The organism is Chryseobacterium geocarposphaerae (genome assembly GCF_002797535.1).
Taxonomy (GTDB): domain Bacteria; phylum Bacteroidota; class Bacteroidia; order Flavobacteriales; family Weeksellaceae; genus Chryseobacterium; species Chryseobacterium geocarposphaerae.
The window spans coordinates 375386-401999 of record NZ_PGFD01000003.1 but is presented as its reverse complement, the minus strand read 5'-3'; the positions used below and the strand labels follow the sequence as shown (position 1 = coordinate 401999).

Here is a 26614-nt window from a genome sequence, read left to right as displayed (position 1 = left end):
TTTTAGACTGAATGGAGCTTCCGGTAATTAAGTACTGAAGATCTACGGTTGGAGTCACCTGGCTTAGAAAATCCTGAGTGGTGGATTTGATGTCTGTCTGCCATAGGACTTCCTGAGCCGAAACGCTCAGAACTGTGCATAGGAAGTATGCACCGATATAGAGTTTTTTCATCCCGTATTATGTTTAAGTTTACTGTTATTAATTTAAAAACGTTGTAAAAATATCACTTTTACTTCACACTATTTAGATTTACAATGAAGTATTTCTGAAATTCAACAGCTTTTTTAGTGCATTCATCTATTCCTAAATCCTGAAACAAAGGTATTGTAGCAATGCGACAAATCTTGACGTATTATAGAAACGCCTTTGTTGGATAATTAAGCGGTAGGTTTTCTAATTCTGAAAAACACATAGAATAAATAAAAAGAGAGAACCTTCTAATATCATAGAAAATAATAGAGTACCTACTTTACGGTTTTGGACGTAGTATTATTATGTTATAATGAATTTTCGGGGCGGCACCTTTGGTGCCGCCCCGAAAATTTTTAACCATTAAATGATTTATAGATTCATAAACAACTTCGGATTGACCGGAGTATTGTTTTTATGTACTTCATAATGAAGATGCGGCCCAGTGGAACGCCCGGAATTTCCAGACTTCGCAATAACTTCTCCCACTTTTACTTTATCATTCACCTTGGCAATAAGCTGAGACAGATGTCCGTAGAGGGTAGCCAAACCATTTCCGTGAGATACAATTACGCAATTTCCGTAACCGCCTTTCTGACCTGAGAAAATTACAGTTCCTGCAGCAGCTGCTCTTACGTCGGAACCAAACGCAACGGCAATATCCAGTCCTTTATGGAATTGCATTTGATCTGCTTCAGCAGGAGGATTGTTTTTTTCTGTAGTAATCTTAGAAGTTGTTGCAGCAGGAGATTTTCCGGAAGTTGAGTTGGCAGCAACAGTTGAAGATGCTTTAGGAGTTACCATTACTTTTATCTCTCTTTTATTTCCGTAGCTATCGGTTACTTCAACGATTTTTTCTACAGGTTCTGCTTTTACTTCAGGGGCAGGTGCAGAAGCCACAGCAGGTGCTGTAACATTAGGTTTTACAGATGCATATACTGTTTTGAAAGGAATAGGATTTTTTCTGACACCGAAATTGGATGAAATATATCCGTCTGTAGGCATTCCCAGAGGAACCTGCATCAGTTTGTTTTGAAGATCCATTAAATATTGGCTGTATCGGTTGGCCTGTTTTGCAAGATATACGGAGTTAGAAATGCTATCTTGGCTCAGAACTGTCAGTTTTCCATTGCTGATGTCCTTTGATTTTAAGAAGGAATTCAGTTCGTTTACAGTTTGATCTACTAATGCAAGATCAGTTTTCATTTTCAGATAATCTACACTGTCTCTTTCAGTGTTTATTTTTACAAGATTTACTTCATAGTTTTTATTATCCTTTTCAGAAAATAACTTTGCAATGAATATACCTTGTGCAAAAACTACTAATAAAAGTCCGCCTAAGACGAAGTTTACGTTCTTTTTGCTGCTTAGAAATCTCTTCATTTTTTCTTTTCTTAGTATTTAAAACGGTTTTAAGGTTGCAAATTTAATTAAAAATAATTTTTTAAGAATATTTGTAGTAAAAATTTAGTTTTTTATCTATTTAACGTTTAATTAGATATTTAATTGTGTACAAGTGTTAATTTTATCTAAAAATGGCTTTTATCATGTGATTAAAACTCTTATGCAATCTAGGTTTTAATATATTTGCAGTTCACAATCAATTATGGCAAAAAAGAAAATAACATCAGAATCTTCGAGTTCCAAAAAGAATAAAAATGATATTTCTGTAGGCGTTGTAGGAAGCGGAAGTTTTGCAACGGCAATTGTAAAAATGCTTGTGGAAAACTGCAAAGTAGTGCATTGGTGTGTAAGAAATGAGTTTGTGAAAGGAGCCATCGAACTTCGCGGACATAATCCGACTTATCTTACCGCAGTAAATTTTAATCTTAAGAATCTAAAGCTTACAACAGATATCAATGAACTGGTTTCTGCCTGTGATATTATTGTTTTAGCAACACCTTCCATTTATCTTTCAGATACTATGGATAAAATGAGTTGTGAATACACAGACAAGATCTTTGTTTCAGCAATTAAAGGGATCATCCCTAAAGTAAATGATGTAGTGGCTCATTATCTGAGAGATGAATTTAAAATAGGTTTCAGGAATCAGGCAGTTATTGCAGGACCTTGTCATGCAGAGGAAGTTGCAATGGAAAGACTTTCTTATCTTACCATTGCCACAGTAGAGGATGAAATTTCAGAAAAACTGGTAAGTATTTTTAATTCGGATTTTATTAAAGTTCATTCCAGTAAAGATATTTTAGGAAATGAATACAGTGCAATTCTGAAGAATATTTTTGCGATCGGAGCTGGGATTGCAAGCGGATTAGGATATGGAGATAACTTTACCGCTGTTTTTGTTTCTAATGCTATCCGAGAAATGGAAACATTCCTGGAAGCAATCTATGAAGCACCACGAGACGTTAACGAAAGCGCTTATTTAGGAGATTTATTGGTAACGGCTTACTCTTTATTCTCAAGAAACAGAAACTTAGGAAACCTTATTGGAAAAGGCTATACCGTGAAATCGGCAATTCAGTCGATGAACATGGTAGCGGAAGGGTATTATGCCGCAGATTCTATTTATAAAACTTCAAAAGAAAAAGGCTTAAAGCTTCCAATCGTTGATACAGTGTACGGAATTCTGTATGAAGGAAAAAATGCGGAAAAACAGTTCAAAAAGTTGACTACAAAGCTGAATTAAAAACAATTATAAAAATATTAAAAAGCGCCGGCAATTTTGTCGGTGCTTTTTATTTATAGATTCAATTTCAATCAATTGATATTTTCCATTGTATTTCCTTCCGAGAAAAAAAATGTTGAAAACGGTAAAAATAAGATGCTAAAATGAAATCTATTTTAAGAAGTTTTCCCGAAATTTGATATAAATTTGAAATTATGTCACAATCGCTTATTAGCAGAACACCGAAACCCAAATATGACGTTGTACTGATAGGTGGCGGAATTATGAGTGCCACTTTAGCAACATTACTTCACGAATTTGATCCTAATCTGGAGATTGCAATTTTTGAGAGATTAGGAAGGTTTGCAAAGGAAAGTACCGCAGCGTGGAACAATGCAGGAACAGGACATTCTGCTTTTTGTGAGCTTAATTATACCCCCGAAAAAGAAGACGGCTCAATAGATATTTCAAAAGCTGAAAGTATTGCCGAGCAGTTTGAAATTTCAAAACAGTTTTGGTCATATTTAGTAAATAAAGGATATATCAAAGATCCTAAAGACTTTATCAATTCTTGTCCGCATATGAGTCTGGTATTTGGTGAAAAAGATGCCGAATATCTTAGAAAACGTCATGAAAAATTATCAGAATCGGTTTTATTTCAGGGAATGGAATTTTCTACCGATCATGAGAAGCTAAAAGAATGGATTCCTTTAGTCATGAGCAAAAGAAACGGATCTGAAGTATTGGCTGCAACCAAGATGGATTTGGGTACCGATGTAAATTTCGGAACTTTGACAAGAAAAATGGGAAGACATTTATTGGAAGATTCCAATGTGGAAGTATTCTTATACCATGAAGTAAAAGATATTGATCCCAGAAATGACGGAAAATGGGAAATGAAGGTAAAGGATAGAATTCACAGTCACAAGCAGGAAGTTGTTGCAGATTTTGTATTTATCGGAGCAGGAGGGTATGCTTTACCGTTGCTTGACAGTTCAGACATTAAAGAAAGCGAAGGATACGGAGGTTTTCCGGTTTCCGGGCAATGGCTGGTTTCTCACAATCAGGAACTGGTAAAAAAACATCAGGCAAAGGTCTACACTCAGGCAACAGTAGATGCTCCGCCAATGTCAGTTCCCCACTTGGATTTAAGAATTATTGATGGTGAAAAAGCGCTTCTTTTTGGCCCTTTTGCAGGATTTTCTACCAAATTTTTGAAAGAAGGAAGCTATCTTGATTTACCTGAAAGTGTCAATACGAAGAACTTAAGATCTCTATTTGGAGCTTGGTGGCATAATATTCCTTTAACAAAGTATCTGATTCAGCAGGTGGCAATGACCAAAGCGCAAAGAATGCAGCATCTGAGAGAATTTATAAAAGATGCCAAAGAAGAGGACTGGGAATTGAAAGTTGCCGGACAAAGAGTACAGATCATAAAAAAAGACGAAAAAGAAGGCGGAAAACTGGAATTTGGGACAGAAGTTGTCGTTAACAAAACCGGAACTATCGCTTCATTATTAGGAGCTTCTCCGGGGGCTTCTACCGCAGTATATGCTATGCTACAGGTTCTTGAAAAATGCTTCCCTGAAAAGCTTGAGGGGGAATGGAAAGAAAAATTGTTAGAAATGATTCCCTCTTATGGACAAAAACTAGCGGAGCATCCTGAGCTTACAGAAAAAGTAAGAAGTTATTCTAAAGAGAAGCTTGAATTAGAATATTAAATAACAAACAGAATAGATAATGGGTAATGTAACAATAACTCATTATCTATTACTCATGACTTATAAATAAACGTGGCTGAAACAATAGTAAAACCTATTATAGAAAAAGAAATTCTGGAATCCCTTCAAACGAAAGTAGAAGAGGAAAAGCAGGTTATTGTTCACTGCTGCTTTCCTGCATCACCGTTTCTGGGAAATCTTATCCGGATCTGGAGATCCACTTACCTTTTTGATAACAATTCTGACCATAAAAGTCACCTGATCCATACGGAAAATATTTCAATATATCCCAACTGGACGCCGGTTCCCTTTATGAAAGACTTTTGGTTTACTCTTGTCTTCTCCGGACTTCCCAAAGATTGTAAAAGTTTCGATTTTCGGGAAGTTATTCTGGAAGAAGGAGGTTTTTTTGTACAATCCATTAAAAGAAATTCGTCTGATATCTATAAAATTAAAATCTCCGAATAACAATGAAGCCATATCTTGTATTTCTACTTTTACTGCTTCCTATCTTTAGCTTTTCTCAAAAGAATGTAACTGCCAAAACAATTTTAAAACAGGAAGCAAAAGAAATTAAAGAAATAAAAAAATTTCAAAAGGAGCTGAATGAAGAATATTTAAATCCTAAAGAGACTCCTTTGAGAGGAGATAACTTCACGCACTTTAAAAAACATCCTTTCTTTCCGGTAGATTTGAAATACAGAGTCAAAGCAAAATTTGTTAAAACAGAAAATCCTGTACCCTTTGATTTTCCGACATCTTCAGGAAAGACGAAATCTTATCAGGAATTCGGAAAAGCGACATTTGAACTTGACGGGAAACCTTATACACTTACAGTGTATCAGAGTTTAGATCTTATGAAAATGGAAAAATACAAAGACCATCTTTTTCTTCCTTTTCGGGATGCTACCAATGGAAAAGAAACATATGGAGGCGGAAAGTATTTAGATTTGAAAATACCGGCAGGAGACTCGATTATTTTAGATTTTAACCAGTCTTATCATCCTTATTGTGCCTACAATGCGTATGATTACAACTGCCCGATTGTTCCGGAGGAAAATAAACTTCCTGTTGAAATCAGAGCAGGAGTAATGTATCAAGATATTTATCATCACTAATTAATTCTGAATGGTTCATTTAAAATTTTTTCTTCCTGAGGATTTGGCCGGACTTCGTTATGTTTTGGATGAAAAACAAAGCCTTTATACATCTACTGCAGAGCAGGCATTAGAAAGAATAAAAGAAAGAGGGGATGACTTGGCATTTCCGGTTTCCATTTTTGATGATGAAAAGGTAGCGGGCTTTTTAGTCTTGGACTTTGGAGCAGATAAATTTGATATTACCGATAATCCTAATTCCGTTTTACTCCGGTCATTATCAATCAATCCTGAATTTCAAGGAAAAGGGATTGGGAAGTCAGCAATGTTAGTAACAGATGAATTTGTAAAAAAACATTTCAGTACCTGTGATGAAATCGTTCTTGCGGTGAATCAGAATAATAGGCTTGCTTATGAAATCTATCTGAAGACAGGATATTCATATGATGGAAAGATGAGAGAAGGAAGAAGCGGCCCGCAATATCTGATGTATAAAAAGCTTTAAGAAAATTTTAATTCCTGTTTTTTTTATTTTGGCTTGATTATTTCCCTTAATTTTAAGTAAAATACAAATTAAAAATGGAAATTTCTCTTAAAAATCAAGTCGCAGTCATTACAGGGGCCAGTAGCGGAATTGGAGCCGGAGTGGCAAAATCTTTAGCATCTGCAGGTGCCACAGTTGTTGTGAATTATCCATTTGAAGGGTCAATGAAACAGGCAAATATTGTTCTCAAGGAAATTATAGATGCCGGTGGAAATGGAATTATTTACCAATGTGATGTTTCCAAAGAAGATCAGGTGGTTAAAATGTTCCAGGATATTGTTTCAGAGTTAGGAACGGTGGATATTCTCATCAATAATGCAGGAATTCAGAAAGATGCAAAATTTACCGAAATGACTATCGATCAATGGAATGCTGTTATGGGAGTTAATCTAACCGGTCAGTTTCTATGCGCCAGAGAAGCTATTAAAGAGTTTCTTCGCCGCGGAATTGACCCTTCGCGTTCTGTAGCCTGTGGAAAAATTATTCATATCAGTTCCGTACATGAGATCATTCCTTGGGCAGGACATGCCAATTACGCTTCAAGTAAAGGAGCGATAAAGATGCTGATGCAGACATTGGCTCAGGAATATGGAGCCGCTAAAATCAGGGTGAATTCCATTTGCCCGGGAGCGATCCAGACGCCAATCAATACTAATGCATGGAATACCAAAGAGGCTTTGAATTCTTTGCTTACCTTAATCCCGTATAATAGAATCGGGCAGCCTGAAGATATAGGAAATCTGGCGGCATTTTTGGCAAGTGACCTTTCAGATTATATTACAGGAAGCAGTATTTTTATTGATGGCGGGATGACCACTTTTGAAAGTTTCTCGACAGGAGGATAAAAATTTTGAATAGTTGGGAATCCTGTAATTTTTTAATATCCTGAATTTATCATTTATTTAAAAAGCTATGAAAGAAAAGCAAAGGCTTTCAGATATCTCATGGAAAAAATGGGGTCCTTATGTAAGCAACAGGGAATGGGGAGTTGTGCGTGAAGATTACAGTGCAGACGGTGATGCATGGAATTATACTAATCACGATACCGCAGAAGCAAAAGCATATAGGTGGGGAGAGGAAGGAATTTGCGGAATTTGTGATGATCTGCAGAAACTTGTTTTTTCAATAGGTTTTTGGAATAAGAAAGACAGAATGATAAAAGAACGTTTCTTTGGCTTAACCAATGGCCAGGGAAATCATGGAGAAGATGTAAAAGAATATTTTTATTATCTGGATTCTACGCCTACGCATTCGTATATGAAGATGTTGTATAAATATCCTCAGAATCCTTTTCCGTATGAAGATCTTATCCGGACAAATGCTGCAAGAAGCAAAAACGAACCTGAATACGAATTAATAGATACCGGAATCTTTGATCAGAATGAATATTTCGATGTTTTTATTGAATATGCCAAAGAAAGTCAGAATGATATTTTAATCAGACTTACTGTTGTCAATAAATCAGAAAAAGAAGCACCTCTCATTATTCTGCCGACAGCTTGGTTCCGGAATACCTGGAAGTGGGGGTACGATGATTATAAGCCTCAATTGACGGCCGGAGAAGCATTGTCTGTTAAGGTTAATCATAGAGACCTGGAAATAAAAAATATTTATGCAAAGCAATCTTTAAAAATTTTGTTTTGTGATAATGAAACCAATAATTCAAGACTTTATCAATCTCCAAATGAATATAAATATTGTAAAGACGGAATCAACGATTTTGTAATCACCGGAAACACGGAATCTATTAACCCTCAGAATGCAGGAACTAAAAATTCTTTTTTTATCGATGAAAGTTTTAAAGCTAAAGAAACGAAGATTTTTGAATTCAGGCTTACCGATAAAGATCTGGAACAACCTTTTAAAGACTTTGATGCAGTTTTTAATTCCAGACAGCAGGAAGCAGATGAATTTTATTCTGAAATTCAGAAAGGAATACAATCGGAGGATGAAAAGCTGGTACAAAGGCAGGCTTTTGCGGGAATGCTCTGGAACAAAATGTTTTATCACTATAATGTTGAAAAATGGCTGAAAGGTGATCCTGCAGAAATGAAACCTCCTGCTTCCCGGGAAAAAATAAGAAATCAGGACTGGAAACATCTCAATAATGAACATATTATTTCCATGCCGGATAAATGGGAATATCCATGGTATGCGACTTGGGATCTTGCTTTCCATACGATAAGCTTTTCTCTGATAGATCCGGAATTTTCGAAACATCAGCTAAAGCTTTTTCTTTTTGAATGGTATATGCATCCGAACGGACAGCTTCCTGCCTATGAATGGAATCTAAGTGATGTAAATCCGCCGGTTCATGCATGGGCTGTTTTCAGGGTTTTTAAAATAGATGAATATTTACAGGGAAAAGCAGATATTGCATTCCTTGAAAGTGCTTTTCAGAAGTTGCTTTTAAATTTTACCTGGTGGGTTAATAAAAAAGACAACAATGGGAATAATATTTTTGAAGGCGGTTTTTTAGGACTGGATAATATTGGCGTTTTTGACAGAAATACCACTCTTCCCAATGGAGAACAGCTGGAGCAGGCCGACGGAACAAGCTGGATGGCAATGTTTGCCCTGAATATGATGAGAATTGCTCTTGAGTTGGCACTTTATAATAATGTCTATGAAGAGATGGCAATGAAATTTTTCGAGCACTTTCTTTCTATTGCAAATTCTCTGGATAATATGGGGGAAGAAAATTTCAGTCTCTGGGATGAAGAAGACGAATTTTTCTATGATGCCCTTTCATCAAGTGAAGGAAGCCACATGTACTTAAGATTGAGAACAATAGTTGGGCTTATTCCCATGTTTGCCGTTGAGGTGATTGATGATGAGATGATAGAAAACCTTCCTAATTTCAAGAAAAGAATGAAATGGGTGCTTGACAATAAACCCGAATTAGCCTCTTTAGTTTCACGATGGGAAGTGAAAGGTCAGGATTCCAAACATTTGCTGTCGCTTTTACGTGGCCATCGTTTAAAAAGACTGCTTTCCAGAATGCTGAATCCGAAAGAATTTTTAAGTGATTACGGAGTCCGTGCGTTGTCTAAAGAATATGAAGAAAATGCCTATACCTTAAAATTAAATGAAACTGATTATACCGTAAAATATACTCCTGCGGAAAGTGACAGCGGGCTTTTTGGAGGAAACAGTAACTGGAGAGGTCCGATCTGGTTTCCGATAAATTTTTTAATCATTGAAAGCCTCCAAAGGTTCTTCTTTTACTATAGCCCTGATTTTTTGGTAGAATATCCTACCGGAAGCGGAAATTATTCAAATCTGGACGAGATCGCAGACGCATTAAGCAGAAGATTATCTAAAATATTTTTGAAAGACGAAAACGGTAATCGTCCTGTTAATGGTCAGTATCAAAGGTTCCAGACGGATCCTGATTTTAAAGACTATATTTTGTTTTACGAATATTTTCACGGAGATAGCGGCCGTGGAGTAGGAGCTTCCCATCAAACGGGATGGACCGGGTTGATCGCAAAAATTCTTCAGCCGAGATTTTCTAAAAAAGAAATTGCTGAATCGGAAACTGAAAGTCCAGAAAATGTAAAGTCACCCAAAAGCACATAAAATAATATTGCTTTTATTCAAAAATCTGCTGGATAATTTCCAGGGAACCGGGTGTTTTGAAATCTGCGAAATGGTAATGATAGTAAACTAAAATACTGTCCAGAATATTTCTGCGGATCTTAGAAGGTATCTTGATATTATAAGGATTTTCTGAAGAAAGAACATTTTTCCAAACCTGGGAATTGTATTCGTCAAAAAGATGATGAGCCATTTCAAAAGTAAAAACTCCTGTTTCAGGGTTCAGATATTTACCTTCATTAACGAGAGGGGCTACTCCCTGTACTTTTAATATTTTAATCAAAAAAATTAAATGGGATTGATAATTCTTGAGATTAAGCTCCTGAAGAAATTCATCAATCCCAGTAAATATTGAAGCGTTTTTATTTTCAATTCTTAAAATCTGATGTAAAAAATCTGAAATAAAAAATACAACGGTATTGGCATTAATATCCTCATAGAAATCATAAAACTCATTCAATTCGAATTTTGAAATCGTAGGAATGCCATTACCTTTTGCAATATGAGTTACAAAGTTGAGTTTATTTAAAGGAAGAAGAAACGCTTTCTTTTTGCTCTTTTTATTGTAAATTCCCTTTAAGAAATAACTTTGAAAGCCATCATTTTCTGTAAATGCATGAATGATGGCATCATTTTCTCCGTATTTTAGGTAAGAAAGTAAAAATCCGTCCTGTGAATTCATTAATTAACCACGGCTATTTTTGCAGTAGCTTTATCTGAGCCGTCTTCATTAGTCATTAACACAAAATAAATTCCGGAAGCTACTCTTGTCCCGCGCTGGTTATTAAGATCCCATTCGTAATATCCAGCTCTGGCTACTGCTGAATGAACAATATTTCCGGCTGCATCCGTAATTCTGATATTTGTTTTTTCTGCCAATCCTTTAATCGTAACTTTCCCCTTAAAGTTGGAATAGACAACTGGATTCGGATATACTAATACATTTCCGAAGTTGGAAGTTACATCTCCTACATCTCCTTGATAAGTGACAATCCCATCGTAGGTAACAAAATAAACTTTTCCGGTTTTTTTGTCAACTTTTATATCGGTTACGCTGTTTGTCGGAAGCGGGGAATTTTCTTTAGTGAAGTGTTTAATGGTCTGCTCTCCGTTAGCTGAAAGATAATATACACCACCACCATCTATAGAAATCCACTTTTGATTTCCGGCATCAACTTCTATTTGTAAAATTTGAGAATCTTTGAAAAGTTCTTCTGCTATACCGGCTTGTTCTATTACTATAGGTTCTACCTGAGGATTGCTTTTTACTTCAGCAGCAGCATTAGGTAAAATTCTTAATCCTGCATCGGTACCAATCCATGCATCTCCGGATTTGTCAATAGCTACAGAGAGTGTACCTCCTGAATTACTAGGCAACCCATGAGAATTGTTAATAATATACTTTACATCATCTGTTAAATCAGGTGTTTTTTTATAGTCATAAACCATGAAATCATTTGATCTTGGTAAAGGAATCCAAAACAGTCCCTGATAGAAAAGAGGTTGCTGAACTGCGCTACTTGTTATATCAAAATTTTTCACTAAAAACTGATCCGTGGCTTTATCATAATATGAAATAGCTGCAGAAGTACCCTGAGCTGTAGAAAACCCGATAGTCGCAAAAAGATTATTAAGATCGTCATAAGCAAATCCTACGGGACGTCTAAGCCAGATACTTGGTTCATCCAGATCATAGTATTTTGTAAAATCGAAGTCTTTTAAGGTTGAATTGTACTTAAGTTTATAAATCCCATGTCCGGTACTGACATTGTAATTTGTAAAAAATAGGTCGGTATTATTCGTTTGATCAAAAATAGCATCCAAAACATTAAACTTCATGGTTCCGGATTTAAAATATGAAGGATAAATCCACTGCATCCCATCAAAATAATAAAATCCTGGATTTTTTGGATTATCAGCGGCACCGTTAAAACCATCTATCCTTGCGCCACTTGAAACCAAAAGTTGGTTCTCATTGAATATTCTTATTTTATATGAGTCATTAAAATACGGTCCGTCCGGTTTGAAAGTATTGCGTTCTTCATTTTTTATCCCCGAAAGTTTGGTCCCTGTGTAAATTTTTGAATTGATACGCGTTGCGGTATTACATTCTTCTCCTATGGAAACATTTCCGATCAAACCTCCTGTAAGACTATAACTATAAACATTTTGAATATCTGCAACAACGATATTATCTCCGTTCACAACAACATCCTGTATATTGGTGAATGTTTGAGGAAGAGTAGTGAATGTATTATTAATGAGTAATTGTACGTTGGTAGATGAAGAAAATGCTACGGTAGACTCAGAATCAATATCCGTAAAAGCTCCCGGGATTTCTGTTGTCCAGGTTGAAAATACAGGAAACGTTGTATTTAAATCGTGGGTTTTAAGTCCGTTATTTGTTACTGAATATACTTTATTATTTAAAATTGTAGCTTCATTACTTGCCTGATAAACCCCTCCTGAAACGAAAAATGCAGAATCTCCGAATTCTTTCTTTTTAAGATCAAAAATAGAAACTCCATATCCTACAGAAACAACGGCTTTGTCTCCCGTAATCGATATATGGTTGATTTTCTTACTCCCATTATAGCCTGTTGCAATAGGGATATCAACAACATAAGTGATTCCATTCGGATCAATGACATCTAATGAGCCATTTTGATACCCTACTAATCCTATTTTTGTCTGAGGATTGTAATCGAAAGCTGAAATTTTAACTTCATGAAGTCCGTTAGCTTTAGACAGCTTATTAATTTCTCCTGTTGAAATATTATAATAAAAAATTCCGTTTTCTGTTGCAGCTATTATTTTTCCATTATCCTCTTTCATAGCCAGTACATTATTATAAGAAAATATGTCCTGCCACTTTTTTGAAGTAATGTTTTGTGCATTGATAAAATGCAGAGAAGCTAAAACGCCAAGAGAAATTAAAAGTTTTTTCATGTTATGCTATTATGCTGCTGTCAATTACCTGATTATTCCAGGAAATATGTTTTACGTTTTTATTTGAATCGAAAAAGAAATCTATTCTCCCCAATAGAAGACCTGCCCATCCAACCTGGTTTACCAGAACGTTTTTACCCGCTCTGTTGGTAAAAGTTTGTGGTTCCGGTAAGAAAGTATGAGTATGACCACCCAAAATAATATCAATATTCTCAGTTTGGGCAGCTAAGATTTTATCGCTTACTTTATTGGGCTCGTCTTTGTAATCGTAGCCGATGTGCGAAAGACAGATTACCAGATCACATTTTTGTTCATTTTTTAGGAAATTGGAATAATGTTGAGCCACATCAATAGGATCTGAATACACCGTTTCTCCATATTGCTTTTTACCCACTAATCCGTCCAATTGAATTCCTACCCCGAAAAGTCCGACCTTAATTCCGTTTTTATTAAAAATCTTGTATTGGGAAGTTTTTCCGTCCAGAACAGTATTCTTAAAATCATAATTTGAACAGATAAAAGGGAACTTTGCATTAGGTAAAACCTTTAAAAATCCATCTAAACCGTTATCAAAATCATGATTCCCCATTGTTGAAGCGTCGTACTTCATCATGGACATTAGTTTAAACTCCAGTTCACCTCCGAAAAAGTTGAAATAAGGAGTTCCCTGAAAAATATCTCCGGAATCCAAAAGTAAAAGATTGCTTTCCTGACTTCTGATTTGCTGAATTAAGCTAGCCCTTCTTGCAAAACCTCCCTGATTAGGATTTTTAGTATAGCTTGCATCAAAAGGCTCTATTCTGCTGTGCTGATCGTTGGTATGAAGAATGGTCAGTTTGTTTGCGGATTTTAAGTCAAGAATATTGAATTCTTCCGCCATCATCATATTGGGAGCTAAAGCCATTGCTAAAGTTCCGCCACCTATTGCTTTTAAAAAACTTTTTCTATCCATTATTTCTTACCGATAAAATTTAAACGAACATCATTGTTTACTACAACTTCAGGAGTTTTCTTAAAATAATCAATAAAAAGATCTCTTAACTTAATTCCTGTCGGGATAGATTCTCCTTTAGCAAAGAATTTCATGTTGTCACCACCCAAAGCCAGATAATCTGATGTAGCAATATAGTAATCCTGAGTTGGGTTTACTGCCTTTCCGTTGATTAAAGTTTTGGTTAATTGCCCGTTATTGGTTTCAATGTATAAATGGGAAACAGGATTATTCACCTGAGTTTTGGCATAATAATCATAAAGACCCTGTAAATCTGCTCCTTTCATTTTTACAATGATTACCTCATTTTCGAAAGGCATTACTTCAAATACACTTTTCAGCAAGATATCGCCTTTACCGATCGTTGTACGGATGCCCCCGATATTGATCAGCGCCGCGTCGACATTTTTCTGAAGATTTTTCTTCGCCCACTCATTAGCCCCATCGAATGTATAGTCTGCTAAAAGATTACCCAAATTACTGTTATCCCCTTGCTTGGTAAGATCTATATTGGTATGGGAGATTTTCTGATTCATCTCCTTATCCAGTTTCTGCTTATAAGGTTCAATAATTTTTACAAACTCATCATCATTCTTTAGCTCATTATTAATAGAAATGTTTTTCTGGGTTTTCACCTCCACAAGCTGTACAGAAGAGGCCGAAGAAGCCGTCTTACAAGCGGATAGTGTTACCAAAGCAATTTCTAGTAATATGAATTTATTTTTCATAATCTCTTTTAGTATATGCAAATATAATTATATGTAGAATAAAACATTATTATTTATTATAAATTCTTAGCGTAAATGATTAAATTTGACAAAAATAATTCTAACAGATGAGCATTTTAAAAGGAGTAGGTGTTGCATTGGTAACACCCTTTAATGAAGATTTATCCGTAGATTTTGATAGTTTAACAAAATTAGTCGACTACAACATCGAAAACGGAACCAATTATTTAGTTGTTTTGGGGACTACAGCCGAAGCTGCAACGCTTTCTGCTGAAGAGAAGAAACAGGTAATTGAGCATATCATTAAGGTTAATAATAAACGCGTTCCTTTGGTGCTAGGAATTGGCGGAAATAATACTCTTGAGGTCAAGAAACAGATTGAAGAAGCAGATCTTTCTGCATTTGAAGCCGTACTTTCTGTATCTCCATATTACAACAAACCTAATCAGGAAGGACTTTATCAGCATTATAAAGCGCTTGCTTCTACAGGAAAGAACATTATTATTTACAATGTTCCTTCAAGAACAGGACAAAATATTGAAGCAGAAACAACACTACGTTTGGCAAAAGAATTCCCGAATTTATTTTTAATCAAAGAAGCGGCACCAAACATTCTTCAGTATTTTGATATTTTAAGAAAGAAACCTGAAGGATTTAATTTAGTTTCCGGAGATGATGAATATACGCTTCCTGTAACTTTAGCAGGTGGAAACGGAGTGATTTCTGTAATCGGACAGGCTTATCCAAAAGAATTTTCTACAATGGTTCAGCTGGCTTTTGATAGAAAAGTGGATGAAGCTTATGAGATTCACAATAAATTGGTTGAAATCACAAGATTGATTTTTGCAGAAGGAAACCCTTGCGGAATTAAAGTAATTTTGGCAGAAATGGGAATTATCAAAAACTATTTAAGACTTCCATTAGTCCCTGCTTCAGAAGGTCTTCATGCGAAGATTAAAGCTGAAATGGCAAATATTTAATAGATTTTCAGTAACATTTTTTAGTTACTATAAACATATAAGGTGAAAAGTTTTAATGCTTTTCACCTTTTTTACTAATAAAATTTAACTATAATGGAATTTATAAAAGCTACAGAAAGTGATATTCCTTTAATCCAGGAGTTGGCAAGAAGATCCTGGGAAAATGCTTATGCAGAAATACTTTCTGATGAGCAGATGGAATATATGCTGAACACAATGTATTCTAAAGAAGAAATAGCCGATCATTTACAAAATCCTGATTATCATTATTTTTTAATTAAAGATGAAGATTCCTACGAGGGCTTTATAGGATACGAAAACAGCTACGAAGAAAAAACTACAAAGCTTCACAGGATTTATCTTGTCCCTGAAAGCAAAGGCAAAGGATTGGGTAAAAAGGCTCTGCTATTTTTAAATGATAAAGTTTCCGAATACGGAGATAAAAGGATTATCCTGAACGTAAATAAACATAATTCAGCAAGAAATTTTTATGAGTCACAGGGCTACAAAATTTATGATGAAGGGGTTTTTGATATCGGTAACGGCTTTGTTATGGATGACTTTCTAATGGAAAATGTCTTAAAGAACTAAAAATTATATAACATTTTGCTATAATTCTATAATATGTGAATTTAATTATCTTGGCATATTTGCAGGTATCAAGTCGCATATAAATATAATGTACATATACTTTGTTATGAGCATTTTTAGCTTTTAGTAAGTATATTTTTTTTCATCCTTAGTGTTTAATTCCTGTATCAAAATCATACAGGAATTTTTTTATTTTCCTATATCACTTTTTATTGAAATAATGTGTATATTTACTTAGAATATAAACACACTTAAGTTAGGATGAAAATGTATGTTAAGTTCGATTTCAATGCTCTCTGCAGGAAAGTGTTGGATGAAAAATTAAAAGAATACGGAGTGAAGTATCGGATGCTCGATTTTGGAGAAGTTGAGTTTTATGAAGATTTCACCCAGGAACAGCACACGGTTTTTAAGAAAAAACTTCAAGATTACGGTATTGAGGTTATTGAAAGCCAAAAGATAGCTCTGGTGCAGAAAATAAAAGATGCAATTGTAGAGCTTGTTTTTTCGGAAAATAATATTTCTGTGAAGGCTTCTATTTATATTTCAGAAAAGCTGAATCACAGCTATGGATATTTATCCAATCTTTTTTCTGAAATTACCTATAATTCTATTGAAAACTTCATTATCATCCAAAAGATTGAATATGCTAAAGAATTGATGATAAGCAATAAATACAGTCTAACAGAAATTTCGTTAAGACTTAATTATTCAAGTGTTGCTCATTTAAGCAGCCAGTTTAAAAATATTACAGGTCTTACCCCTTCTCTGTTTTTAAAGATTATCAGTAAAAGAAAAAGTCTTAAAGAAAAAGAGATAGAACTCAGTATAAGAAGTTTAGTATGAATAAGGAGTTTTTGAATGCCACATTATTGGACTCCAACGTACACAGTCTTATTCTTTTAAGAAAAATACTTCAAGAACATAAAATAAAGATAAGATGTACGGATTTTTATAGTGATGAAGACTTAAGCCAATATTTAAACAAAGCCATGTATGGTGTTCCTGATGTTGTTTTTATAAATTATCAGGATATTCAGGCTACCGATTTTCTGCTTATCAGAGAAAGAATAGATGATATAAGGTATAGCTCGGCAATATTTGTTGTTTATTCCAATGAGTTGGAGGAGAGTGAAATAGAAAAAATTCTTATTTCCGGCGCGAATATCTTTTTGAAATTAAATGATGACTATAGTAAGCTTAAAAAAATGGTTTCGGAAATTATTACAATGATATGGCAATATCAGACTTCTGGACTGAACAGGAGCAATTTTATTATGAAAATGGGATAAAGATTATTTAAAATATACATTACAAAATTTTCACATTAACGTGATAATTTTGTAAAAAATAATCATAATAATGTAATTTTTTTTTCTGCGGATATGTCAATTTTGTAATAGAAATTAATAACACAAATAAACTATATAAAAGGCATAATGCTAGAGAAGTTACTATTATCTCTCTTGAATCTTAAATAAAACGTTAGTTAAACAAAATGAATTGTTACAGTTTTCAATTTAAGCGTAGAAGATCTTTAAATAAAACGGTACAATCATGAAAACTCAAACAGTTAAAAGAATCTTCTCTTAACTCAAATAGTTGGTTTTTATAATAATATTTGGAAACTCAATTCATTTTGTTTTTTATTTTGCCTTTCAATTTCTTCTTAATAACAGTTTTTAAAAGTCGTGGAAAAATTTTTTTCACGACTTTTTTTATGAAATTTTACTCCATTTGTTCTTTCCCCGGTAATATCTTAAATAATAATTTTTGATCAATTGGTTATCAGATCGAGCCAGGAGAGGATCTGTCTCAAGAATTTTATCAACGGTTTTTTTGGTCAGTTTTATGATGGCCGAATCTTCAATCAGATCCAGTCTTTTAAAATCTACCACACCACTTTGCTGGGTTCCGAGAATATCTCCCGGCCCACGAAGTTTCATGTCGACTTCAGAGATTTTAAAACCATCGTTGGTTTCCGTCATGGTTTTGATACGCGTTCTGCTGTCAGAAGATAATTTATCAGAAGTCATCAGAATACAATAGCTTTGCTCTGCACCGCGACCAACACGACCACGCAATTGATGAAGCTGTGATAAACCAAACCTTTCAGCGCTTTCAATAACCATTACGGATGCGTTCGGAACATTTACCCCAACTTCAATTACTGTTGTCGCTACCATGATTTCTGCTTTTCCTGAGGCAAAATAGCTCATGGCAGCGTCTTTTTCATCCGGTTTCATTTTTCCGTGAAGCATGGTCACATTATACTTTGGAAAATTATCCATTACATTTTCCAGTCCCACCATTAGATTTTTATAATCTAAAGTTTCAGATTCTTCAATTAATGGATACACAAAATATACCTGTCGCCCTTTTTGAATTTCCTCCCTGCAGAAATTATAAACATAAGCTCTGTCTTTTTCGCGCCTGTGAGCTGTGATAATTGGTTTTCTTCCAACCGGCATTTCGTCGATTACGGACACATCAAGATCTGAATAAAAGCTCATGGCCAGTGTTCTGGGAATAGGTGTGGCGGTCATCACCAGAATGTGCGGTGGAATTTTATTTTTAGCCCAAAGTTTTGCGCGCTGGGCAACTCCAAATCTGTGCTGTTCATCAATAATGGCCAATCCCAGATTCTTGAACTTTACTTTGTCTTCCAAAACGGCGTGAGTTCCCACTAAAATAGAAAGTTCTCCGTTTTCAAGCTGTTCATGAATAACTTTTCTTTCAGAAGCCTTGGTAGAGCCTGTCAGAAGACGGACGTTTATACCGGTTCCGGTCAGGAGATCTTTAATACCATTATAATGCTGTTGAGCGAGAATTTCCGTAGGAGCCATCATGCAGCTCTGGAAACCGTTATCCATAGCTATCAACATGGTTAATAAAGCAACCATTGTCTTTCCTGAACCTACATCACCCTGCAAAAGCCTGTTCATCTGGATCGGTTTTTTCATATCCTGACGAATTTCTTTCAATACTCTTTTTTGGGCTCCGGTAAGTTCGAACGGAAGATTATTTTCATAGAACCCGGTAAAAAAATCTCCTACAATAGGGAAAGGATTACCGTGTGACTGTGTTTTATGATGGAGTTTCTTTAAGGCGTACCCTAGCTGGAAAAAGAAAGACTCTTCAAACTTCAGTCTGTAATTGGCTTTTTCAAAGTGTTCTATATCTTTTGGAAAATGAATATTGAGATACGTATGCTGTCTTGACAAAAACTTAAAATGTTTCATCATATATTCAGGCATATTTTCTTCAATCAGACTGGGAATTCCTTTGCAGATATTTCTTAGAATAGTCTGAAAGAATTTCTGATTTAAGCCTCTTTTGGTAAGCTTTTCAGAACTTGGATAAATTGGTTTTAAACGATTCTCTGCTTCTTTTTTTTCTTCAATCTCAATTTCGGGATGTGGCATTGAAAATTGATTATTAAAAACATTGATCTTTCCGAAAATATAAATTTCCTTATTCACCGGAATCTGTTCTTTCAGCCATTTAGAATACTGAAACCAGACCAGATCCATAGAGCCGGTATCATCATTAAATTTTGCAGACAGCCTTTTGGTTTTTCCAGCTTGTATTTCCTGAATGCTTGTAATCTTTCCTTTCAGCTGAACATCTGTATTCACGTTGTTAAGCTGGGATATTTTGTGAACTTTACTTTTATCCAGATAACGAAGAGGGTAGAAGTTCAGCAGATCTTCTACGGTTGAAAGTCCTAACACATTTTTGATGAGTTTGGCTTTTTCAGGACCGATCCCTTTTACATATTCTATGGAAGTTTCAAGATTCATTTTTCAGGTTTCGAAATGAGTGCTTCGATTTTGAATGGAAAAATAAAGGTCCGAATTTCGGTAAAATAAAAAAGACTTCCAAAAAAATTGAAAGTCTCTATAATATTTTTTAAGATTAAACTTTAAACCTTGAAATCATAATTAATCTTTTATTTTAGATTTAAATTTTTTCTGATAATCTTCCCATTGTTCTCGCGATCGGATTTTTTTGAACATATCCTTTGAAATAAATTCTAAATAAGGTTCCAGTTCTTTAGCAGACAATTCACCTTGCAAAATAGTGATTGGTCCTCCGTTTTCATCCAGAAATACGGTACTTGGAACAGCACCTACATTCATATATTGGGTAAATTCGTGCAAAGAATTTCTTCCTTTTTTTACTTCAGTATTCGGATTTGAAAATGTTCTGCCAAAAATTTCAAGCGATTTTTTTTCTTCTGCATTAAATTTAACGGGATAATAATTTTCATTGATAATATCAGCTATAATCTGATGCCCGTAGGTTTTTTTATCCATGATCTTACACGGACCACACCACTCTGCGTAAAAATCGATCAATATTTTTTTAGGATTTTCTTTCTGAGCTTTTAAGGCCTCTTCAATTGTGATCCATTTTACCTGTGCAAAGTTGAAACTCAACAGAAACAAGCAGATTATACTTATAATTTTCTTCATAATTTGGTATTTAAAGTAAAAATAAGTATTTACTTATTTCTATTTTACATCTTGCATTAATTTTTTCACGAATGGGGAAATCAAAATTAATACCACTCCGGCAATTACGGCATATAATCCCAATTGTTTATATCCATCAGTATAAGTGATCAAAGCATCATAGTTGGTAGAACCTTCTTTTGCAGTGGCTAAGCCTGCTCCAATAATTCCTGCAACATACTGTCCGTAAGCTGAAGCCAAAAACCACATTCCCATCATCATTCCCTGAAGATTTTTTGTGGAAAGTTTCGTCATAATAGATAAACCGATAGGAGAGAGGCAAAGTTCTCCCAAAGTAATCACTAATAAAGCAATGGTGAAGAAATTCAAAGAAGTAATTCCCTGAAGATCTGCAAAAAGTCTAGTGGCAAATAAAATATAATATCCCAACCCTAAGAAAACAAACCCTAAACCGAATTTAATTATGGTATTAGGTTCAATCTTTCTTTTATTCAGCCAAATCCAAAGTAATCCGATTAGCGGGGCAAGAAAAATAATGAAGAAAGCTCCTCCGGAATTGTTTACTCCATTCGGATCTAAGCCAAGAAGGTCTTTGTTTAAGTTTTTGGCAGCAAAAATGCTTAATGAACCTCCACTTTGCTCATAAATTCCCCAGAATAAAATTGAGAATAAAATGAAAACTAAAGCAGCCCAAAGTTTTTTACGTTCAGAAGCCGTTACTTTTGTCATTTCATAGAACAAATAGATCAAAGTTAATGGCCCGACTGTCCACATGAAATAATCCGTGTATTCTGTTTTTTCGACCATTTTCAAAATGATCGGAATGAAAATTAATGATAAAACATACGTTCCGTATTCTTTCCATTTTGGAATAGGAGCAGATTTTACTTCATTGTCAGGATGCCCCGGTTGAAGCCCGATTGTTCCTAAGCTTCTTTGAGTGAAAACGAAGTTTATCAAACTTATTACCATTACAACAGCTGCAAATCCGAATGCTAAGTGCCATCTTAATTCCTCAGGAATAATGCTGGTAAAAAGTTCTCCTTTTCCGATGGCAATACATAAATATCCGCCAAGTAACGCTCCAAGGTTAATTCCTGCGTAGAAAAGTGAAAATCCTGCATCTGCCCTTGAATCATTTGGTTTGTAAAGCTGCCCGACCATAGAAGAAATATTAGGTTTAAAGAAACCTGTTCCTACTACAGTAAATGCAATTCCCAGGAAGAAAAATTTATGAGGATCTGCTGCCAGAATTAAACTTCCTATAATCATTAAGAGTCCACCCCAGAAAAGAGATTTTCTGAAACCCAGGATTTTATCGGCGAAAAGTCCGCCAACGAAAGTAAAAGCATATACGAAAGCCTGTGTGGCTCCGTATTGAAGATTCGCTTCTTTTTCATGAAAATCGAGTTGGGAGATCATAAAGAAAACCAACATTCCTCTCATTCCGTAGAAACAGAAACGTTCCCACATTTCAGAGAAGAAAAGGCTCCAGATTTGCTTAGGGTATTTCCCTTCAAAATTTTGTATTTCTTCTAGAGTTTTGCTCATAATTATATATGATTAAGTTTAATTAAAGATTTATCAGTGAATTATTGAAACAATGTGCCAACAATTATAATTTTTGATAAAGAACACACGAAAATAAAAAAAACCTCTGACTTAGCAGAGGTTTTAGTTGTATTTTATTGATGCGGATTAGTTCACACCGTGCATCATTTTCTTTAATATTGGTGAAATTAAAGCCAGGATTACAGCAGCAATACCACAAAGAACTACGAATACCATAAAGAATTCGAATAAGTTGTGGATTTCAAAACCTGCAAAAGTCGGGTTTTCTAACGGTAACTGGGCCTTTTCAAAAGCAGCAACCTGATTAGCATTTAAAGTAACTTTTTTATCTAGAACATCCTGAAGGTTTACTCCGATTTCCTGTGCTTTTTTAAATTTATCACCCGTAGCCGGAATCAATGCTCCCAATGAACCTGCCAATGCATAACCAGCGGCATTGGAAATAAAGAATACACCATATAATAATGAAGCAAATCTTTTTGGAGCTAATTTTCCTACCAATGATAATCCGATTGGAGATAAGCAAAGCTCACCACAAGTCTGGATGAAATATAATAACATTAACCATTTGATAGCTAATAATCCTGAGTTTCCAAGATCTTTTACATTGTGTGCAATGATGAAATAACTTAAAGCGATCAAAGCCAAACCAATTGCCTGCTTCATCGGAGAAACCGGCTCTTTTCCTTTTGCTCTTAATTTATCCCAACATAAACTGAAAGGAACAGCTAATAATACAACGAAGATTCCGTTGAAAATCTGAACCATTGAAGGAGGCATATTCCATCCGAAAATATTTCTGTCTGTTTGGTTGTCTGCAATAAACGTTAATGAAGATCCTGCCTGCTCGAAAGCTGCCCAGAAGAAAATAATAAAGAATGACACAATATAAATTACCCAGATTCTTTGTTTTTCAACTTTGTTTTCAGCAGAAGACATGATAAGGAATGCTAAAGAAATACCGGCTGCATAGATGAAAGGATAAATAATTCCTTTGATTAATTGCCCCATTTCTACCGCTTTGAATCCAATTTCACCTACAAGTAAATATCTGAAAGCAAAGAAAAGAACAACAAAAATAAATCCTGTAATTCCCAACGCTGTTCCAGAGAATTTTGCAGTCTGTGTTTCACCTTCTTCAAAATCTGCACTTGTATTATGTTTTGGTAGTCCTCCGATAGGTCTTCCTTCCGGTGTTACAACATACTTGTTTTTAAGGATAAAGAATGTTACTGTTCCAATTACCATAGCAATTGAAGCGGCTAAGAATCCCCATTTGAAAGCAAAAATATCTCTTACTCCTGTTGTCGCATCTTTTACGTCTCCTACGTATGGACAGATAAACTGACCTAAAAATGCCCCAATGTTAATCCCCATATAGAAAATCGTGAAAGCAGAATCCAGTTTTGATTTTTCTTGCTTAGGATAAAGACTTCCCACCATTGAAGAAATATTCGGTTTGAAGAATCCGTTACCGAAAATAATAATGAAAAGTGCAAGCCACATAAACAATTTTGCACTATCAAGACTTCCTGAGAAAGTTGAAGCACTTATGAAAAGTAAGAACTGACCAATGGCCATTAAGGATCCTCCGATCAGAATTGCGTTTCTGTTTCCGATATATTTATCAGCAATGAAACCTCCCAAAAGCGGGGTAAGATAACACAAAGCTAAAAATCCACCATAGATGATTGCTGCATCAGCTTCTTTTATCAATAAGGAATTTACCATGAAGAGCGTTAAAAGAGCTCTCATCCCGTAAAAATTGAAACGCTCCCACATTTCGGTTCCAAAAAGAACCCATAATCCTTTTGGATGTCTGGAACCTTTATTCTCTACAAATTCATCCGCTTTCGGATTTAATGCTTCAATATTATCCATATTTTATTGTTAATTTTTGTTAAGACTGACAAATATAGTTTTTTTTGTGTTTTCGACAAGGTTTTAATTTTATATTTAAATAAAAAAGCTGCAGAATCAATCTGCAGCTTTATTTTCTTTATTGTAAGTAAGGATTAATGCCCTTTTTCTTTCATAATTCTGTTTAATCTTTTTAGCATGGAAAGCCCTAAAAGTGTAGCAAATATCAATAAAGCAAAGTTTACCAGGAAATAATTCATTTTATTGTCATAGTTGTACCATGTACTTGCCAAAATTCCTGAGAGTTTGTTTCCGACAGAGTTTGCCAGGAAGAAACCTCCCATCATCAAAGCGGTAATTCTTGCAGGGGAAAGTTTGGAAACGAATGATAATCCCATTGGAGAAAGACACAGTTCTCCGACTGTGATCACTCCGTAACTTGCAACTAACCACCATGGAGAAACTTTTATAGCTCCGTTATCTCCAGCCCAAACTGCTAAAACCATTACCAAACAGGATAATCCTGAAATGAAAAGTCCTAAAACTATTTTTGTGGGAGTTAAAGGCTCTTTTCCTTTTCTTCTTAATAATGCCCAGAATCCTACGACAACAGGAGTTAAAACAATTACCCAAAACGGATTGATGGATTGAAATAATTCGGTGTTGTATAAATAAGTTTTAGCTTCCGGATTTTTCTCTAACTCAGCACGTTTTTCAGGTGAGATATTTTTAAAATAAACATCTTTTCCCTGTACTTTTATTGTATTTCCATCTTTATCTTTTTGTGACTGAAATTGATCATCATACACAGGAACTTCTTTGTCTTCGTAGCTTTTTCCATCAACCATATAAATACTTTCCAAAGGCTTTTCCATTGAAGCAGGAACGCTTCTGTCTGTATAATAATTCGCCCATCTTGTCAGAGCCGTTCCGTTCTGTTTGAAAACTGCCCAGAAGAACATACTGATCATGAAAACAGATAGCAAAGCTCCGATGGATGATTTTTCCTCTGGTTTTGCTTTAAAATAAAGAGATGCATAAAAATAAATAACAGGAATGCAGGCAAAAATGAAAGCGTCTGTATTATTACTCCCAAAAATATTTGAAGTACTGGTGAAGATTTCAAGAAGACTACCAGAATTAATTAATTCATTATAAGGAATGTAACACCATCCTATAACTCCAAAAATGATTGCAGGTAAAAAAACTTTAATTAAAATTTCAGAAAGCTTTGTATCTCCCTCCTGAACAGGCTTCATCTGAGCTGCATGGATATAATGTTTTCTACCAATCGTAAAAATTACCATACCAATCAACATTCCGACTCCGGCCGTGATAAATGCTTCACCCCAACCGAATTTATTCCGCATAAATGCCGCAATAATGTTACAGATAAACGCTCCGATATTGATTCCCATGTAAAAAATATTGTATCCGGAGTCTTTATTGGCTTTATAAGGTTCTTCGGAGTATAAATTTCCAAGCAATGTAGAAATAGTTGGCTTAAAGAAACCGTTTCCGATGATAATTAATGCTAATGAAGAATAAAATAATGTCAAATCTTTGAAAACACCCATCCCAATATATCCGGCTGCCATTAGAATTCCTCCTAAATAGATCGATTTGATATAGCCTAAGACTCTGTCAGCTAAAAAGCCGCCAATGAAAGGAGTTAGGTAAGTTAAAGCGATATAAGTCCCGAAAATATCGTCTGCAGTTTTGTCAGGAAGTCCAAGTCCTCCTTTTGCGCCAGTTGGTTCAATAACATACAATACAAAAATTCCGAGAATTAAGTAATACCCGAAACGTTCCCACATTTCAGTAAAGAAGAGGAAAGGCAACCCTTTAGGATGTTTAGTCTTCATATTTTCAAATTTCAAATTTTCCAAAAATAGGATTTTAATTTTAATTGATAAAATGAATTAAAATTTCGTGAAATGATTAATGAAATTAATAAATGATTTCCTGAAAAGTTGGATAACTAAGAATGAATGAAAAGCTAATTAGATTTAATGTATTGCAGGTATTCCAGAATATGTTTTTTCATTTCATCCCGTTGTAATGAAAGTTCCTGTTGGACTTTGGACTTATTGTTTTCTATTGCAGTTATAAGTTCGCTATACATTTCCGGGCTTTTTACTTTTTGGTATCCTTTGTTTTTACTGATGTAGAGATAATCATTTGTATGGTAAAAATCTTTAGCCATTTTTAAAACCTTCATAAAATTATCTGCGTCCAGAGCCATATATATAAAAAGTCCTTCTTCTAAAATTACATTATCATCCGTTGAAGGTTGAAAATGTCCGTTACCGTGATTATTGAAATCTGTGGTTCTCATTTTCCCTAAATAATACAAAAAAGCACTCTCATTGTACTTAGAATCTTTAAAAAGCTGCAGTGAGTTTTCAAAATATTTTAAAGGGTATTCGTGATCTGATTTCTTAGCAAGATCCATCACCATTTTAGAATCAATTTCTGAGATTTTTCCAATAGTGAATAAGGAATCAGATTTTTCCAGGACATTTTTATAAAGAAGAAAATCCATGTTTTCATTCTGTCCGAAAATATGCAGAAAACAAAGTAGGAAAGAAGTGATTAATAGTTTATGCATCATTTTTTTTGTTGAGTTAAAAGTATAAATTTAAAATAAAAAATCCGACTCATCTGAAGTCGGATTTTGTTATTAT

Annotated in this window: 22 protein-coding genes; 11 read left to right on the top strand and 11 right to left on the bottom strand. The window is 34.7% G+C overall.

Features of this window, described 5'->3' with window-relative positions:
• Window positions 1-562 precede the first annotated feature (562 nt).
• Window positions 563-1573 (bottom strand): M23 family metallopeptidase, encoded by a 1011-nt coding sequence (locus CLV73_RS17845; protein WP_100378221.1) that lies wholly within the window; start codon window positions 1571-1573, stop codon window positions 563-565.
• A gap of 223 nt (window positions 1574-1796) precedes the next feature.
• On the opposite strand from CLV73_RS17845, the gene CLV73_RS17840 reads away from it, so the two are divergent.
• The 7 genes from CLV73_RS17840 (at window position 1797) to CLV73_RS17810 (ending at window position 9760) form a co-directional block, all read left to right on the top strand.
• On the top strand, window positions 1797-2837 hold the full coding sequence (locus CLV73_RS17840; RefSeq protein WP_100378220.1) for an NAD(P)H-dependent glycerol-3-phosphate dehydrogenase: 1041 nt from the start codon (window positions 1797-1799) through the stop codon (window positions 2835-2837).
• 194 nt (window positions 2838-3031) lie between these two features.
• Entirely contained in the window at window positions 3032-4537 is a 1506-nt protein-coding gene (gene mqo, locus CLV73_RS17835; RefSeq protein WP_100378219.1) for a malate dehydrogenase (quinone), read from the top strand.
• A 72-nt stretch (window positions 4538-4609) separates the two neighbouring features.
• Window positions 4610-5005 (top strand): hypothetical protein, encoded by a 396-nt coding sequence (locus CLV73_RS17830; protein ID WP_100378218.1) that lies wholly within the window; start codon window positions 4610-4612, stop codon window positions 5003-5005.
• A gap of 2 nt (window positions 5006-5007) precedes the next feature.
• A complete protein-coding gene (locus CLV73_RS17825) occupies window positions 5008-5655 on the top strand; it encodes a DUF1684 domain-containing protein (RefSeq protein WP_100378217.1) in 648 nt (215 codons plus the stop codon).
• 10 nt (window positions 5656-5665) lie between these two features.
• Window positions 5666-6139: a GNAT family N-acetyltransferase gene (locus tag CLV73_RS17820; protein ID WP_100378216.1), complete on the top strand. Its 474-nt coding sequence runs from the start codon at window positions 5666-5668 to the stop codon at window positions 6137-6139.
• Window positions 6140-6213: 74 nt separating this feature from the next.
• Complete coding sequence (locus CLV73_RS17815) at window positions 6214-7023, top strand: glucose 1-dehydrogenase (protein WP_100378215.1); 810 nt, start codon at window positions 6214-6216, stop codon at window positions 7021-7023.
• A 67-nt stretch (window positions 7024-7090) separates the two neighbouring features.
• A complete protein-coding gene (locus CLV73_RS17810) occupies window positions 7091-9760 on the top strand; it encodes an MGH1-like glycoside hydrolase domain-containing protein (protein ID WP_100378214.1) in 2670 nt (889 codons plus the stop codon).
• A gap of 13 nt (window positions 9761-9773) precedes the next feature.
• On the opposite strand, the gene recO is transcribed toward CLV73_RS17810, so the two are convergent.
• From recO to CLV73_RS17790, 4 genes are read right to left on the bottom strand one after another with little or no spacing between them, the layout of a single operon-like run.
• Window positions 9774-10460 carry a DNA repair protein RecO gene (gene recO, locus CLV73_RS17805; protein WP_100378213.1) on the bottom strand — a complete coding sequence of 229 codons (687 nt, stop codon included), beginning with the start codon at window positions 10458-10460 and terminating at the stop codon, window positions 9774-9776.
• Window positions 10460-12727, bottom strand: coding sequence for a type IX secretion system anionic LPS delivery protein PorZ (porZ, locus tag CLV73_RS17800; RefSeq protein WP_185116793.1), 2268 nt, complete (start codon window positions 12725-12727; stop codon window positions 10460-10462). Before porZ ends, recO begins: the two co-directional genes overlap by 1 nt.
• 1 nt (window position 12728) lies before the next feature.
• Window positions 12729-13679, bottom strand: coding sequence for a bifunctional metallophosphatase/5'-nucleotidase (locus CLV73_RS17795; protein ID WP_100378212.1), 951 nt, complete (start codon window positions 13677-13679; stop codon window positions 12729-12731).
• The gene (locus CLV73_RS17790; protein WP_100378211.1) at window positions 13679-14446 is read right to left on the bottom strand and encodes a 5'-nucleotidase C-terminal domain-containing protein; all 768 of its coding nucleotides are present in this window, start codon (window positions 14444-14446) and stop codon (window positions 13679-13681) included. The genes CLV73_RS17795 and CLV73_RS17790 overlap by 1 nt, the downstream gene beginning before the upstream one ends.
• A 107-nt stretch (window positions 14447-14553) precedes the next feature.
• On the opposite strand from CLV73_RS17790, the gene dapA reads away from it, so the two are divergent.
• The 4 genes from dapA to CLV73_RS17770 all read left to right on the top strand — a co-directional run bounded on the left by dapA (window position 14554) and on the right by CLV73_RS17770 (window position 17309).
• Entirely contained in the window at window positions 14554-15426 is an 873-nt protein-coding gene (dapA, locus tag CLV73_RS17785) for a 4-hydroxy-tetrahydrodipicolinate synthase (protein ID WP_100378210.1), read from the top strand.
• 93 nt (window positions 15427-15519) lie between these two features.
• Complete coding sequence (locus CLV73_RS17780; protein WP_100378209.1) at window positions 15520-16017, top strand: GNAT family N-acetyltransferase; 498 nt, start codon at window positions 15520-15522, stop codon at window positions 16015-16017.
• A 261-nt stretch (window positions 16018-16278) separates the two neighbouring features.
• On the top strand, window positions 16279-16863 hold the full coding sequence (locus CLV73_RS17775) for a helix-turn-helix domain-containing protein (protein WP_100378208.1): 585 nt from the start codon (window positions 16279-16281) through the stop codon (window positions 16861-16863).
• A complete protein-coding gene (locus CLV73_RS17770) occupies window positions 16860-17309 on the top strand; it encodes a type 1 periplasmic-binding domain-containing protein (RefSeq protein WP_100378207.1) in 450 nt (149 codons plus the stop codon). The genes CLV73_RS17775 and CLV73_RS17770 overlap by 4 nt, the downstream gene beginning before the upstream one ends.
• A gap of 426 nt (window positions 17310-17735) precedes the next feature.
• On the opposite strand, the gene recG is transcribed toward CLV73_RS17770, so the two are convergent.
• From recG to CLV73_RS17740, 6 genes are all read right to left on the bottom strand, one after another.
• A complete protein-coding gene (recG, locus tag CLV73_RS17765; protein ID WP_100378206.1) occupies window positions 17736-19820 on the bottom strand; it encodes an ATP-dependent DNA helicase RecG in 2085 nt (694 codons plus the stop codon).
• Between the two features lie 141 nt (window positions 19821-19961).
• On the bottom strand, window positions 19962-20495 hold the full coding sequence (locus CLV73_RS17760; protein ID WP_100378205.1) for a thioredoxin family protein: 534 nt from the start codon (window positions 20493-20495) through the stop codon (window positions 19962-19964).
• Window positions 20496-20534: 39 nt separating this feature from the next.
• Window positions 20535-22046 carry a peptide MFS transporter gene (locus CLV73_RS17755; protein ID WP_100378204.1) on the bottom strand — a complete coding sequence of 504 codons (1512 nt, stop codon included), beginning with the start codon at window positions 22044-22046 and terminating at the stop codon, window positions 20535-20537.
• 147 nt (window positions 22047-22193) lie between these two features.
• Entirely contained in the window at window positions 22194-23948 is a 1755-nt protein-coding gene (locus CLV73_RS17750; RefSeq protein ID WP_100378203.1) for a peptide MFS transporter, read from the bottom strand.
• 134 nt (window positions 23949-24082) lie between these two features.
• Window positions 24083-25792 (bottom strand): peptide MFS transporter, encoded by a 1710-nt coding sequence (locus tag CLV73_RS17745; RefSeq protein ID WP_100378202.1) that lies wholly within the window; start codon window positions 25790-25792, stop codon window positions 24083-24085.
• A 134-nt stretch (window positions 25793-25926) separates the two neighbouring features.
• Complete coding sequence (locus CLV73_RS17740) at window positions 25927-26541, bottom strand: hypothetical protein (RefSeq protein WP_100378201.1); 615 nt, start codon at window positions 26539-26541, stop codon at window positions 25927-25929.
• Window positions 26542-26614 lie beyond the last annotated feature (73 nt).

Bases quoted from the DNA above. Each gene is read 5' to 3' on its own strand.
- mqo (WP_100378219.1), top strand. From the start codon at position 3,032: ATGTCACAATCGCTTATTAGCAGAACACCGAAACCCAAATATGACGTT.
- recO (WP_100378213.1), bottom strand. From the start codon at position 10,460: ATGAATTCACAGGACGGATTTTTACTTTCTTACCTAAAATACGGAGAA.
- CLV73_RS17750 (WP_100378203.1), bottom strand. From the start codon at position 23,948: ATGGATAATATTGAAGCATTAAATCCGAAAGCGGATGAATTTGTAGAG.
- CLV73_RS17810 (WP_100378214.1), top strand. From the start codon at position 7,091: ATGAAAGAAAAGCAAAGGCTTTCAGATATCTCATGGAAAAAATGGGGT.
- recG (WP_100378206.1), bottom strand. From the start codon at position 19,820: ATGAATCTTGAAACTTCCATAGAATATGTAAAAGGGATCGGTCCTGAA.
- CLV73_RS17770 (WP_100378207.1), top strand. From the start codon at position 16,860: ATGAATAAGGAGTTTTTGAATGCCACATTATTGGACTCCAACGTACAC.
- dapA (WP_100378210.1), top strand. From the start codon at position 14,554: ATGAGCATTTTAAAAGGAGTAGGTGTTGCATTGGTAACACCCTTTAAT.
- CLV73_RS17840 (WP_100378220.1), top strand. From the start codon at position 1,797: ATGGCAAAAAAGAAAATAACATCAGAATCTTCGAGTTCCAAAAAGAAT.
- CLV73_RS17825 (WP_100378217.1), top strand. From the start codon at position 5,008: ATGAAGCCATATCTTGTATTTCTACTTTTACTGCTTCCTATCTTTAGC.
- CLV73_RS17790 (WP_100378211.1), bottom strand. From the start codon at position 14,446: ATGAAAAATAAATTCATATTACTAGAAATTGCTTTGGTAACACTATCC.
- CLV73_RS17740 (WP_100378201.1), bottom strand. From the start codon at position 26,541: ATGATGCATAAACTATTAATCACTTCTTTCCTACTTTGTTTTCTGCAT.
- CLV73_RS17775 (WP_100378208.1), top strand. From the start codon at position 16,279: ATGAAAATGTATGTTAAGTTCGATTTCAATGCTCTCTGCAGGAAAGTG.
- CLV73_RS17845 (WP_100378221.1), bottom strand. From the start codon at position 1,573: ATGAAGAGATTTCTAAGCAGCAAAAAGAACGTAAACTTCGTCTTAGGC.
- CLV73_RS17820 (WP_100378216.1), top strand. From the start codon at position 5,666: ATGGTTCATTTAAAATTTTTTCTTCCTGAGGATTTGGCCGGACTTCGT.
- CLV73_RS17780 (WP_100378209.1), top strand. From the start codon at position 15,520: ATGGAATTTATAAAAGCTACAGAAAGTGATATTCCTTTAATCCAGGAG.
- porZ (WP_185116793.1), bottom strand. From the start codon at position 12,727: ATGAAAAAACTTTTAATTTCTCTTGGCGTTTTAGCTTCTCTGCATTTT.
- CLV73_RS17815 (WP_100378215.1), top strand. From the start codon at position 6,214: ATGGAAATTTCTCTTAAAAATCAAGTCGCAGTCATTACAGGGGCCAGT.
- CLV73_RS17755 (WP_100378204.1), bottom strand. From the start codon at position 22,046: ATGAGCAAAACTCTAGAAGAAATACAAAATTTTGAAGGGAAATACCCT.
- CLV73_RS17760 (WP_100378205.1), bottom strand. From the start codon at position 20,495: ATGAAGAAAATTATAAGTATAATCTGCTTGTTTCTGTTGAGTTTCAAC.
- CLV73_RS17795 (WP_100378212.1), bottom strand. From the start codon at position 13,679: ATGGATAGAAAAAGTTTTTTAAAAGCAATAGGTGGCGGAACTTTAGCA.
- CLV73_RS17745 (WP_100378202.1), bottom strand. From the start codon at position 25,792: ATGAAGACTAAACATCCTAAAGGGTTGCCTTTCCTCTTCTTTACTGAA.